At 65.6% G+C, this 12,828-nt stretch carries 12 protein-coding genes; 4 read left to right on the top strand and 8 right to left on the bottom strand.

What is annotated here, in order from left to right:
- Nucleotides 1-9 precede the first annotated feature (9 nt).
- The gene (locus tag TX79_RS02015; protein WP_230198527.1) at nucleotides 10-1,422 is read right to left on the bottom strand and encodes a DUF6498-containing protein; all 1,413 of its coding nucleotides are present in this window, start codon (nucleotides 1,420-1,422) and stop codon (nucleotides 10-12) included.
- Nucleotides 1,423-1,553: 131 nt separating this feature from the next.
- Between TX79_RS02015 and TX79_RS02010 the strand changes: the two genes are divergently transcribed.
- Nucleotides 1,554-2,228: an HD domain-containing protein gene (locus tag TX79_RS02010; protein ID WP_049925435.1), complete on the top strand. Its 675-nt coding sequence runs from the start codon at nucleotides 1,554-1,556 to the stop codon at nucleotides 2,226-2,228.
- A gap of 404 nt (nucleotides 2,229-2,632) precedes the next feature.
- Here the strand turns inward: TX79_RS02010 and TX79_RS02005 are convergent, their stop codons facing one another.
- Nucleotides 2,633-3,445, bottom strand: coding sequence for a hypothetical protein (locus tag TX79_RS02005; RefSeq protein WP_049925433.1), 813 nt, complete (start codon nucleotides 3,443-3,445; stop codon nucleotides 2,633-2,635).
- Nucleotides 3,446-3,570: 125 nt separating this feature from the next.
- Between TX79_RS02005 and purD the strand changes: the two genes are divergently transcribed.
- Nucleotides 3,571-4,863 (top strand): phosphoribosylamine--glycine ligase, encoded by a 1,293-nt coding sequence (purD, locus tag TX79_RS02000; RefSeq protein WP_049925432.1) that lies wholly within the window; start codon nucleotides 3,571-3,573, stop codon nucleotides 4,861-4,863.
- Nucleotides 4,864-4,980: 117 nt separating this feature from the next.
- Here purD and TX79_RS01995 read toward each other — a convergent pair whose 3' ends face one another.
- The 6 genes from TX79_RS01995 to TX79_RS01975 all read right to left on the bottom strand — a co-directional run bounded on the left by TX79_RS01995 (nucleotide 4,981) and on the right by TX79_RS01975 (nucleotide 11,221).
- Nucleotides 4,981-6,270, bottom strand: a complete 1,290-nt coding sequence (locus TX79_RS01995; protein ID WP_230198526.1) for a glycosyltransferase — start codon at nucleotides 6,268-6,270, stop codon at nucleotides 4,981-4,983.
- 99 nt (nucleotides 6,271-6,369) lie between these two features.
- Nucleotides 6,370-7,713 carry a class-III pyridoxal-phosphate-dependent aminotransferase gene (locus TX79_RS01990; RefSeq protein WP_049925428.1) on the bottom strand — a complete coding sequence of 448 codons (1,344 nt, stop codon included), beginning with the start codon at nucleotides 7,711-7,713 and terminating at the stop codon, nucleotides 6,370-6,372.
- Between the two features lie 85 nt (nucleotides 7,714-7,798).
- A complete protein-coding gene (locus TX79_RS01985; RefSeq protein ID WP_049925426.1) occupies nucleotides 7,799-9,091 on the bottom strand; it encodes an MgtC/SapB family protein in 1,293 nt (430 codons plus the stop codon).
- Between the two features lie 254 nt (nucleotides 9,092-9,345).
- Nucleotides 9,346-9,621 carry a PadR family transcriptional regulator gene (locus tag TX79_RS01980; protein WP_049925425.1) on the bottom strand — a complete coding sequence of 92 codons (276 nt, stop codon included), beginning with the start codon at nucleotides 9,619-9,621 and terminating at the stop codon, nucleotides 9,346-9,348.
- A gap of 443 nt (nucleotides 9,622-10,064) precedes the next feature.
- A complete protein-coding gene (locus TX79_RS19525; RefSeq protein WP_195892442.1) occupies nucleotides 10,065-10,211 on the bottom strand; it encodes a hypothetical protein in 147 nt (48 codons plus the stop codon).
- A 341-nt stretch (nucleotides 10,212-10,552) separates the two neighbouring features.
- Complete coding sequence (locus TX79_RS01975; protein ID WP_049925424.1) at nucleotides 10,553-11,221, bottom strand: hypothetical protein; 669 nt, start codon at nucleotides 11,219-11,221, stop codon at nucleotides 10,553-10,555.
- Nucleotides 11,222-11,589: 368 nt separating this feature from the next.
- Here TX79_RS01975 and TX79_RS01970 point away from each other — a divergent pair, with 368 nt between their 5' ends.
- The gene (locus tag TX79_RS01970; protein WP_049925423.1) at nucleotides 11,590-12,315 is read left to right on the top strand and encodes a DUF7117 family protein; all 726 of its coding nucleotides are present in this window, start codon (nucleotides 11,590-11,592) and stop codon (nucleotides 12,313-12,315) included.
- A 1-nt stretch (nucleotide 12,316) separates the two neighbouring features.
- A complete protein-coding gene (locus TX79_RS01965; RefSeq protein ID WP_049925421.1) occupies nucleotides 12,317-12,826 on the top strand; it encodes a hypothetical protein in 510 nt (169 codons plus the stop codon).
- Nucleotides 12,827-12,828 lie beyond the last annotated feature (2 nt).

Raw genomic sequence — 12,828 nt, 5'->3', positions numbered from 1 at the left:
CGTCTCCGGTCAGTCTGGGTCCGGGTACCCCAGTCGCCAGACGCCCCACGGAACGAAGACGACGAACGGAAGCAACACTGCCGTGAACAGTGCCGAGTCCAACACGACGAAGACGACCACGAGGAGGGCGGCGACGAGCGCGACGGAGACGACGGAACACCGCCGATCGATCGGTCCCAGTTCGGTCGACCGAACCGGGAGATGACAGGCGGCGACGAACGCGTCGGGGTCCGAGACGGGTCCGAGCGTTCGGTCGAACTCGTCGTCGCCCCACCCCATCGTCACGGCGAACCGGCGGGTGCCGAGCAGGTGATCTGGGAGGCTGTCCCGGACGACATCGGCCTCACGGAGTTCGTGTACCGGGACGGCCCACTGGGGCTCGTCGGCCCACTCGTCGTACGCGACGAGGCGGTCGTCGTAGCGGCGATACTCGAGCGGCAGGTCTCTGAGTACGTACTGGACGACCGTCACCCCGAGTTGTATCAGGTACAACGTTGCGAACGCGACGCCTGTGCCGAGCAGGAGTGTCCGCGTCGGCGTTTCGCCCCCCAGGACGGCGACCGAGCCGAACCACAATAGCACGTGCCAGGGGAGGTAGAAGATCGCCCCGAACAGCGTGTGATGGGCGGCGGACCAGAGGACGGCGGTGTCGTCGGTCGAGAATCGAACGTCTGGTTCGCCCCCGGGTACCGCCGGTTTTTCGCGGGGCTTGCGGCTCGCGGTCGGGCCGGCGAGCCAGCCGGTGAGTCGGCTTCGCTCACCGTGTGCAGCGCGGAACGACGCCCACTCGAGGAGGAGTTTGCCGACGACGAACCCGACGAGCAGCGCCACGCCACCGACGTCATCGGGCACGACGACTCCGACCAGCACGACGACGAGGAACAGGGTCTGCCACACCTGGGTCTCGACGACCTCGTACGCGGAGACCCTCTCGTACTGGCGACCGCGGAGGTACTCGCGGTGGAGGTCGACCGTCACGCCGACGAGTAGTGCCGCGGCGCTCGCGAGCACCTCGGGTCGCGTGAGGACCGCCCCCACGTCGAAGACGTGGCTGAAGACGATGCCGAACGCGACCCAGAACCAGCCGACTGCCATACCGACGTCGCCGACGAACGGCACGTTTCGGGGATAGATCGGCGGCAACCACGGGACGACTGTTACACTGCCGCGTCGCTGTTTCAGGTCGGCCGAGACCGCCTCTCCGTCCTCCTCGTCGAACGGTGGCGGCTGTTGGGCGACGAGCGCTTTCACCGCAGCGAGCGGGAACGAGAGGAGAACCTCGAGCGCGTAGATTGCGACCAGCGTCGTCGCGTCCCAGCCGAGCGCGAGGACCCCGATCAGCGGCAGCAGGTTCGCGATCAGGATCGGCGCGAACCCTCCCCACGGGTCGGTGGCTTCGAGGTCTGTCGGCGGTCCCGTCACCTGTGGCCGTCGTCATCGACGGTTCGTCTTATAGCTGTTCTGAAATTTCGTCCGGCTGCCGGTCGCCGACTCGAGTGGCGTCAGCGGGGAGAACCCGAAAGATCCACGGTCCACACCTTCGAGGATGGCGTATGACCCAGCCACCCGAGTCGGCCCTGTTCGGTGCGATCGCCGAACGGATGGCCGAGCAACTGGCGCTGGACTCGAGCGGACACGACGTCCACCACGCCTGGCGGGTCTTCTCGCTCGGGCGACGCATGGCCGACGAGGAGGGTGCCGACGGCCTGATCGTCGGCGCGGCGGCGCTCACTCACGACCTCCACCGGGTCGTCGGCGGCGAGGAGTTCGTCCACCCGCGGGAGACGCTCCCGACGGTCCGCGAGATCCTCGACGACGCCGGCGTTCCGGCGGCGCACGTCGAGGAGGTGTGTCACTGCGTCGCCGTCCACGAGGAGTACGGCTTCGACTACGGCCACGGCGACGAACGCGGGGCGGACACGCTCGAGGCGGCGGTCCTTCAGGATGCGGACAACCTCGACGCCATCGGGGCCGTCGGCATCGCCCGCGCCTTCGCGTTCGGTGGCGCGCACGGACACCCGCTGTGGGACCGCGATCCGGCACCTGCGTGGGTCGACTGGGAGGCCGACGAAACCGGCGACTCGACGCTCGAGCACTTCGAGGAGAAACTGTTGCACCTGCGCGAGGACATGAACACCGAGACCGGTCGGCGAATCGCCGAGAGGCGACACGAGTTCCTGGTGACGTTCCGCGATCGGTTCGAGCGGGAGTGGTTCGGCGAGGTGTGATACGGGTTACTGTAAGTCGTTTCCGACGCAACCCCCGCCCGGGTCGCTGTTGCGTCGGTTCCTCGTTACAGTAATCCGTCTGAGAGGCCCGTTCCGAGCGGAGCGCGTCTCTTTTACGCGGTCTCGAGCGTCCGTCGATGGATCGCGGAGCCGGTTGGGACACGTACTGGCCGGTCGCTATTTAGGTGCCGACGTCACAGCTACCAGTATGGAACCTGCGCTCTCAGCCGTCGCTATCCTGTTCGTCGTCGGATTGCTGTACTCGTTCGTTCGATTACTGTGGGACGACGAGATGCCTAACTGGCTCGGCTGAACTCGACGTGAACAGTCCCTATCGGTCGTCGGATGTCTACCGCTCGAGGAGCGCGTGCCAGCGGCCGAAGCGACCGCTCGGGCGACGGCCGTTAGCCGCCCGCGTCCCCGTCGCGACAGACCGTCGCCTCGAGGCCCTCCAGTTCCGTTCGGTCACCTGTGAGTCGATACCTGAACCCGTAGGCCGCGCTCCCGCCGGCTCCGTGAACGACTGCGACCATTCCCTGACGCTCGGCGTCCCCACAGGATTCCGGATCGACGAAGGGCGCGTACGTCGTCTCGTACGGTTCGGTCTCGTCCGGGGCCACGACCAGATCGGACCGCGAGGGCGAGAGCGGTCGATTCCCGTCGATACCCACGACGCCAGGCGATCCCGGCAGGTCCGACCGATCGATCCCGTCGGCCTGGGGATCGACCGTCGGGTTCGGAACGTCGCCGTAGATCGCGAGAAACCGGACGAGCAACGGCGCTTCACCCTGATTTTCCACCTCGAGGCGCGCACGCCCGTCCGCCAGCGGTTCGACGGTTCGCACGGCCCCGTGGACCGGCTCCCAGACCGAGAGTCGAGCGTCGCCGTCGGGGGTCTCGGCCCTGACGCGGAGTGCCGGGTGATTCTTGAGGTACGTCTGGAGTCGCTCGGGAAAGACGACCTGGAAACGGACCGTCTCCCCGGGCCGCTCGATCGCGTCGTACTCGACGTCCGCTTCGGAGTCGAGGAGGACCACGCGTTCGACGTCGACGTCTTCGCGGAGGTCGACGACGAGGTCGGTCCCCTCGTATCGGTAGCCGGCGAAGGCGGCGTCGGTCTCGAGGCGGCCACCCGTCAGTGGGATCGCGTCGAGACACCCGGCTGAGAGGGCGAGGCCGCCGGTAGCGACGCCGCGGAGAAACGGGCGGCGGTTCATAGGTAGTGATACGAGCGGTGACTGATAAGTGTAGGCGACGTTCGATCGTCCCAACCCACGAGCGTGCATACATCTCCCTCGTGGAAAGAGCAACGTTTACAGGTTCGTGCGTTCCGATACCGACCATGCGAGAGCACGTGCTCCTGATCGGTGGTGGCGGCCGCGAACACGCCATCGCTCGCGCACTGGCGGATAGCGAGGCCGACCTCTACGCCTGCGCGGGCAACCGCAATCCGGGCATCGCCGAGATCGCGACCGACTTCGAGACCCTCGAGACGACGAACCCGAAGGCCGTCGTCGAGTACGCCGAGGACGTCGAGGCGACCATCGCCGTCATCGGTCCCGAATCCCCCCTCGAGGCCGGCGTCGCCGACGAACTCGAGGCCGCCGGGATCTACGCGTTCGGACCGAAGGAAGCCGACGCCCGTATCGAGACTGACAAGGCGTTCCAGCGCCGGTTCATGCGGGAGAACGACATCCCGGGTTGTCCGGATTTCGAAACGTTCGACGATATGGAGGCCGCCTGCGACTACATCGACGAGTACGACGGCGACCTCGCGATCAAGCCCGCCGGCCTCACCGGTGGGAAGGGCGTGAAGGTCATCGGCGATCAGGTGACCGCCGAGGAGGGCAAGGAGTACATCCAGGAATCGGATTACGACCGGATCGTCCTCGAGGAACGGCTGATCGGCGAGGAGTTCACGATCCAGGCGTTCGTCGCCAACGACACGTTCGAGACCTCACCTGCCGTTCAGGACCACAAACGCGCCTACGAGGGCGACGAAGGGCCGAACACCGGCGGTATGGGTAGCTACTCCGACGCGACCCGCGAACTGCCCTTTATGACCGAAGGCGACTACGAGGAGGCCGTCTCGATCATCGAGGCGACCGTCGACGCCCTCGAGGATTATCGGGGCATCCTCTACGGACAGTTCATGCTGACCAGCGAGGGACCGAAGGTCGTCGAGTTCAACGCCCGGTTCGGCGACCCCGAGGCGATGAACACCCTGCCCGTGCTCGAGACCGACTTCCTCGAGGTGCTCACCGCCGCCCGCGACGGTGACGCGGTACCGGAACTCGAGTTCGCCGAGCAGGCGACGGTCTGCAAGTACGCCGTTCCCGAGGGATACCCGACCGATCCCGAGGCGGGAGCGAAGGTGCAGGTGGATGCGGACAGCGCTGGGGACGCGCTGTTGTACTACGCGAGCGTCGACGAACGGGACGACGGCATCTACACGACGACCTCGCGCGCGTTCGCCGTGGTCGGCCTCGCCGACTCGATCACCGAAGCCGAGGCAATCGCCGAAGACGCCCTCGCGGTCGCCGGCGAGGAGGGCCTGGATATGCGCCACGACATCGGAAAACCGGACCTCGTCCAGCAGCGGATCGACCACGTGAACGAGCTTCGGGGCGAGTAATTCGCGACTGTCGACTGGGACCGACCGCTACGTGGTGTCGGTCGTCCGGATCGGCAACTGGTCGGGTGCGGCGATCTTCAGCCGTCGATCACGAAGTGAAAGGGAGCGACCGCGAGCCTACGTTCCGACTTTCATCACCTGGTACCACTCGCCGTCCCAGGTGCAGTAGTACTCGAGCAGCGATTTGACGGTGAGTACGCCGAGCGCCGGATAGACGAACGGCACCAGGACGACCGTCCAGGAGAGACGGCCGACGCGTCCCGCAGTGAGGTCCCGGAGCCAGACGGCCCCGATGGTCGCGAGGATACAGAGGAACGGGACGAGAAGCGTCAGGGTCGCCTCGAACAGTAACAGGAGCAGGACGTGCGAGGCCACGACGAGCGTCAGCATGCCGCCGACGAGGCTGCCGACGGCACGCGCGAGCGAGAGCACGCCCCGGAAGCCGGTGCCGCCGCGGAGTTCCTGTCGGAGCCGTGAGTGTAACACCTGGATCTGCCCGATCCGCCAGCGCTTGCGCTGTCCCCAGAGATCACCGAGCGTGTGGGGTGCCTCCATCGTGCTGGTACAGCGTCGATCCTGGTGGACCGTCAGGTTCGCGTCGTGACACTCGTGAGCGAACGCGATGTCCTCGGTCAGCATCGATCGGTAGCCACCGATCTTCTCGAAGGCCTCCCGGGTGAAGACGACCGACGCGCTCTTCGGGTTCGCGAACCCGAACATCTCGAACAGCGCGTACGCCGAGTGAACGATGATCCGTTCGCAGTAGGCGATCGTCTCGACGGCACCGTTCGGTCGCGGGATCCGACGCCCCTGGAAGACGTCGGCACCGTTCTCGAGCGCGGCCGCGGCTGCCGGCACGAACTCGGGGGCGACCCGCTCGTCGGCGTCGACCACCGCGAAGTACTCCGCGTCGGACTGCTGGACCGCGTAATTGATCGCGGTCGCCTTCGATCCCGGCGTCCCGTTGACGAGACAGTCGACGCGGTCGTATTCGGCCGCCAGTTCTTCGGCTCGCTTGCGCGTCGGTTCGTCGTCGGGTTCGACGACGATGGCGACCGTGAGCGGTTCGTAGGCGTTCTCGAGCAGGCTCTCGACGCTGATGTCGAGGACGTTTCCGTCTCGGTAGGCTGGCACGATCGCACAGACTGCTGGACCCGATGCAAGCCGTTCCTGCGTCGAACGATCGGCCCAGACGCCCCGACTCAGGAGACCGCCGCTGAGTACGGCAAAGAGCGCGAACCCGATCACCGTCACCATCCCGATGAGAAAGACCAACCTGACGGTGACCAGCCCGAGCGTCACCGTGACGGTCCAGACCCCCAGACCGGCCAGCACCCCGAATCCGAGCAACGCACCCGTGATACAGGTAGTTCCGAGCAACTCGACGGCGTACCGAGAGGATACCATCATGTAGTCGACCGCACGATACCATTAAGAAATTTGTCGTTTGGGTTCACGACCGACTGCCGACGCGTTCGGTGCCCGTCGACGCGTTCTCGATCGGCCTCAACTCGTCGCGTCCACGGCCTCGAGCAGCAGGTCCGCCCCGAGGTGGATCTCGCGTTCGGTGACGTCGAGCGGCGGCAGCAGCCGCAGCGTCTTGTGGCCACAGCCGAGCGTGAGCAGTCCGCGTTCGAACGCGGCTTCGACGACGGCCTCCCGACGTGCTTTCGTCTCGAACTCGACGCCGATCATGAGCCCGCGTCCGCGGACGTCGACGATGCCCGGAGCCTCGCCGTCTTCGACGGCGTCCTCGATGATGGCCCGGAGCCCTTCGCCCCGTTCCCGGACGTTCGCGAGCAGGTCTTCCTCCTGCATGACTTCCAGGGTGAGCGCGCCCTGCAACGAGGCGACGACGTCACCCGCACCCCAGGTCGAGGAGAGTCGCCCGGTCTCCTCGGGGAAGACGTCCGAGCGCGAAATCGTCGCGCCGACGCGAAGGCCCTTGCCGCTGGTGATGACGTCCGGGGTGAGATCGAGGGCGTCGACCGCCCACATGTCGCCCGTCCGTCCGAGGCCGGACTGGATCTCGTCGGCCACGACCCGCAGGTCGTACTCCTCGCGCAGCGCCTCGAGGTCGCGGGCGAACTCGGGATGGGCGGGGCGGTAGCCGCCTTCGCCCTGAATCGGCTCGAGGATCAGATAGGCCACCTCGTCGGGGTCGATCACGCCCCGCTCGGGGTGGAGTTTGTCCGCGACGACGTTGCCACCGGGACCGTCCGTCAGCCAGCGGCGCTCGTACTCCTCGTCGGTCGAGGGGTAAGGGAGGCTCACGACCCCGGGAATCTCGGGGTACCCCTTCCGGTGGACGGCTTTCGACCGGTTGAGCGAGAGCGCGCCGAGCGTTCGACCGTGGAAGGCACCGTCGAAGGTAAACGCGCGGTGGCCGCCGGATGCGTAGCAGATCTTGATCGCGTTCTCGACGGCTTCGGCACCCGAGTTCGAGAGGAAGACCCGGTCCATCCCGTAGCCGTCGACGGTCTCGAGCAGTCGGTCCATCAACTGGCTCGGTCCGGGGAGGTCCGTGTCGGTCGGTGACCCGCCGTTGCTGACGTAGAAGTCCTGGCCAGCGATCTTCGAGGGGTCGACCAGGTCGAACGCCTCGAGTCGCTCGCGGAGCTGGGGGTTGTTGTATCCGAGCGGGGCGGCGGCGACGTGGCTCGTGAAATCGAGCAAGACGTTCCCGTCGACGTCGGTACAGAAGGGACCGATGGCGGGGGCGCTCGTATCCCAGACGAACTCGTAGACGTACGTGCTGGGCGCGGCGAACTCGTGGTGATACTCGGCCCAACGTTTGGCTCGTTCACCCGGCATCGCGTCGACCTGCACTTCGACCGTATCTCGGTCCATGACTCTCAATACGAGAAAGGTAATCAAATATCCATTGTACTCCGATCGGTGTTGGATTCCGTCCACTACTGTGCCGATTTGGACGCTAGATCACGATCAGGAGCGATGCAAGCGTGCCGCCGAGCAACAGCACGGCGCTGTAGCCGGCGACCTGATTGCGGAAGCCGCGGTTCGTCGAGGTCGAGGCCAGCACCGCCTTGACGACGATGCTCGAGACCGTCGCCAGCAGGATCGCGATCGTCGCCTCCGCGGGGCCGAGCGCGCCGCTGCGATAGAGCACGACCGCTGAGGTAGTCGCACCGGCACTCGAGACGAAGCCGCTGGCGACCGCCGTCGCGTAGAACCCGATCGTCCCGAACCAGGTCTCGGCGAGCGACCCGAACACGAGCACGAGCAGGAAGACGGCCCCGAACCCGAGGGCGTTTTTCAACGAGAACGGGCTCTCGAGGTCGATAGGTGTAGATTCGCGCCAGTTGGCCGTCCAGGCTGCGACGGCGAACGCGAGCAGGATGACGGCCCCAAGCGGGACGATCGCTTCGACGAGGACGGCGATGTCGCCGCCGACGGTGAACCCGACCGCGATCGCGAGATTCCGGGCCGCCATCGCGGCGTTCGCGAGCAAGATCGCGGCGACGGCGTAGGAGGCGGCCTCCGGGCGCTGGCGGACGTGATCGAGCATCGTTCCGACCACGGCCGTCGAGGAGGCGAGGCCGCCGAAAAAGCCGGTCACAGCGATTCCACGCCCGCCGTAGGTCGAGACGATGGCGTAGTTGACGATGCCGATTCCGGCGACCGCGACGACCATCAGCCAGATGACCTGCGGTTCGAGGTCGAGCGCCAGGTCGCCGATCCGGACCTCGTACGACGACGGCAACAGCGGGTAGATGACGAACGCGAGGATGGCGAACTCGGTGGTCGAGCGCATCTCCTCGCGGGAGAGTCCCCAGGCGAACTCGTGGAGTTCGCGCTTCAGCACGAGCAGCAGCGACGAGAGGACGGCGACGGTGACTCCCTCGATGATGAAGCCGGCCGCGACGAGCGCCCCGACCCCGTAGGCGACCAGCATGGAGACCGAGGTGGTCAGTGAAAGTCCCGTCGTCTCCTCCTCGAGCAACCCCTTGACAGCGAGCAACACGCCCTGGACGATCACGAGCAGGCCGCCGAGGATCAGCAGGCTCTCCCCGACGTTCGACTCGAGCACGAGCAGCGTGAAGACGGCCGCGAGGAGACTGATCAGGGAGAAGGTCCTGATGCCGGCGGACTTCTGTGACCACTCGCGCTCGAGGCCGAGAAACATTCCGAGCGCACCCGCAAGCGCCAGGCGGACGACCGTCTCGTCGAGCGGGGCCTCGGCGAGTTGTAGCGCGAGTCCGTTCACTCGCTGTAGTTCTGTCCGATCGTATATAAGTACGGTGCCCCCACGAGACGGTATCGGCGGGGCTCTCAGGGGTCGTGGTCACCGATATCGCTCGGTCGAGGAACGGATCGGAACGAGGTGAGAGGGGTCCAGACGAGACGAGCCGAATCTGGGTGGGGCAACGCGGACTCGAACGGAACTCGAGAGCGGCCGCCGATCGATCGCGTATCGACCAGTCGGCGAACGAACCGCCGATCGACGTCCTGTGACCCCAGTCAGAGGTCGACGTACTGGGATTCCCACTCCCGCCGTGCTTCGATTTCGCGTCGACCGCGCCGAGTGAGCGTATAGAAGTTGGTCCGTCGGTCGCGCGTTCCCTTCTCGACGAGTCCTTTGTCGACGAGCGTATCGAGGTTCGGATACAGTCGGCCGTGATGGATCTCCTTCTCGTAGTACTCCTCGAGTTCTTCCTTGATCGCGAGGCCGTGGGGTTCGTCCTCGCCGGCGATGACGTAGAGGAGATCCCGCTGGAATCCTGTCAAGTCGTACATTGGGGAAGTACTACCCGCACTTACTGTCGAATTTTAATAAGGCTATCGGGTCGTTTCGATCGAAACAGGTGTATTTCTCGTATCGAACAGCCGTCTCGAATGATACGGGACGTGATGAATTGCCGCTGATTCGATCCGTAATGGTGGATTCATGTTTAGCGTCTATCGGTTGTCGGGTCGAAAGTTTATACGTCCGTCGCGGCATCGACGTACGCTCCGTTGCCGGCGCGTCGTCGCCACTCAGAGTTGTAGTAAACAGGAAAGCGGATCGCGCGGCGGGAAAAACGCCGCGCGATCGCTTGCCGCCCTGAATTGGTCCCCGCTGACGCTTCGGCCCTCCAAGCGAAGCGTCACGTGAAAGATTCCGCTGGGCCACCTTAAAGGTAACGACACGCCCCGACTACGTGATGGGTTAGAAACACGAACTGTTCGCAACTGACTCGTCACATGTGTTCCTCCTCGAGCACCCACCCGATCGCGCGCTTGTAGTAGGTGAACATCCGTTCGACGCCGTCGTGATTCATCTCCTCGTCCTCGAGGTGCTCTTTCAAGAACTCGTACTGCTCTCTGATTTCTTCTTCGTCCCGCATGGGGGATCCTACCCGGTCGAGACCAAAAAATCGGTCGACAGTGACGTACGGGTATTGAGGAACCCGGCGATTCCGACCGTGTGGGGATGCCAGCAAGCGCCGGCTGGTCCAACACGGATCAGGGGTAGCGAGAAGCCCACGGTTTCGGGCGCGAAACGATTCCCGATCGCTCGGGACGTGCTCACAGCCCGTGAATTCGGTGAAACGGTCCGAAACCGAACCACTCCTCGCGTCGGACCGACCGTCACGCCGGGAAGTCGGCGTCGATCGACAGTCGCCGGAGCCGATGGGACACCTCGTTCGTCGGCCGGCGCATCAGTACGCTGTCTCCAATCGGGCGATCAGGCCGACTCGTTGTCCGCTTCGTCCGTCGCGTTCTCCTCGCCGTCTTCCTCGTCCATCGTTTCTTCTTCGCCGCCCTCGCCGAGAGTCAGGGTGACCTCTTCGTCGCCGCCGTCGATTTCGACGTCGTCCTCGGCCTCTTCGCCCTCGTCTTCGGCGGTGACGGTATAGCTGCCGTCCTCGAGTTCCTCGAACTCGACCTCGCCGTTCTCGTCGGTCTCGTCCTCTTCTTCGGTACCAGTTCCCTCGTCGGCCATCCCGTCTTCTTCCTCGTCGCCCATCTCCTCCTCGTCCGTCGCGTTCTCCTCGTCGGCCATCCCGTCTTCTTCCTCGTCGCCCATTCCCATTCCGCCGTCTTCCTCGAGGGTGACGGTGGCTCCTTCGACGGGTTCGCCCGCGTCGTCTTCGACGGTGACCGTCAGCGTGTAGGTCTCGTCTTCCGTTTCTTCCTCGGTATCTTCCTCCTCGGTGTCTTCCTCTTCTTCTCCGCCGGTAGCGGGCTCCTCTTCTTCCTCTTCCATGCCCTCGTCGCCGCCGGCACCGGGTTCCTCTTCAGTGCCGTTTTCTTCGCCGCCCGGACCTTCGTCCGCGCAGCCGGCAATAGCGATCGCGCTCGCGGCACCTGCGGCAGCGACGAACGTCCGTCGGTTGAGTCTTGGGTGGGACATATCTCTGGATAGAACGTTCCGGTTGGTTGCACTGCGGCCTGCAAGTGCCGCATCTTAATCACCCATTGAACGTCCCCTCGAGTCCGCTGAGGGTCACAGCGACCGGACCGTTTACCGAACCGACGAGTCCGCTCCCGGCGGCGTCGGAACTCACCTCGAGACGGGGGCTCCCTCCCGAACACGGCGCGTCCAATCGCGTGTTAGGACGTCCCCGACGAACCGTTCGTTTCGCCAATCCACGATGAATCGGACGCAATCCGACGCTGGGATGGCGACGACCGGTGCGGGTTTGGCCTGGTACGAATTCATCGCTCGCTCGCCGTCTCGAGTCCGTGAGACCTTTTGTGGGTGTTCGCGTACGTACGCGCATGAAGATCCGGGGCGAGCGCGAGTGCACGGAGTGTGGGACCCGCTGGTCGTACTACGAGACCGGCAGCATCGGCTGTCCGGCCTGTGGGAGTCTCGTCAGCGTCGGCGTCGACGAGCGCACCGAACACACCGACCTGCAGGTCCCGTTCGACCTCTCCCCGGTCCGTAACGACATCGACGACGTTCCCCACGACGACCTCGCGGACCGCGCTCGAGAGCGGGCCCGCGAGTACGTCCGCCAGCGCGGGTTCGTCAACGCCGGCGACCTCCGCGACCTGGACGACGACTACCTCGCCGCGAACGAACTCCGCCACGTCGCCGCGCTCGTCTCGCGCGAACGCTCGCTCGGCGAACGCGAGGAACTGTACTTCCTCTCGCTGCTCCGGGACGCCGACGACGGCGTCCGCCCGCCGGCCGAGGAGGTGCCCCGCTCGCTGCGGGCCGGTCGCGGCCTCGCCTCCGCCAACGCCGTTCGGGAGTACCAGCGCGACGTCCGCACGTGGGCCGAGGACCGCGACCTCACGACGACCGAGCGCAGCGCGCTCGAGACGCTCGGCGAACACGTCACTCGCATCCGGATGCTCGACGGCGATATCGCCCCACGAACTGCCGACCGCCTCGTCGAGGCGACGCGGGACCTCGCCAACGGGCTTCGGGGCGACGAACTGGCGCTGACGCAGGCCCAGGGCCGCCTCGACTCGCTCGAGATCGGCGACCTCGAGTGAAATGGCCGAACGGATGACCGCGGCGAAGCCGACCTATTCCGAGTCCCAGTCACTCCCATCCTGGCTTCCCACCGCGTTGCTCGTCGTCTCTGCCCCCTCGCTTCTGCTCGTCGCTGTCGTCCTCGTCGACGAGTACGGACTCACGCTCCAAGCTGAATTCTACGTAACCGCCGTCGCAGTACTGGTCCTCGGGCCGATCCCGCTCGTTCACCGCGCTGGGCTCCGAACCGAGGTCCGGGACGACGGCCTCTGGTTCAGGTTCGTCCCGATTCACCGCTCCGACCGTCACGTTCCGTTCGAGTCGATCGAGCGAGTTCGCCTCGCCGAGCGTCGCGCCTTTCAGTACGGCATTCAGCGAACTCGCTGGGGCTGGGAGTACAGGCCGAACGCGAGCGAGGGCGTCGAGGTCTATCGGCGCGAGGGGCCGCCGCTCTTTCTCGGCTCCGAACGGCCACACGAACTCCGGACGACGATCGAGACCGGGATGCGACGCTCGACGAGCGGTGATTGATA

This window comes from Halopiger goleimassiliensis (assembly GCF_000455345.1).
In the GTDB taxonomy this organism is placed as follows: domain Archaea; phylum Halobacteriota; class Halobacteria; order Halobacteriales; family Natrialbaceae; genus Halopiger_A; species Halopiger_A goleimassiliensis.
This window is presented reverse-complemented; position numbering and strand designations above follow the sequence as displayed.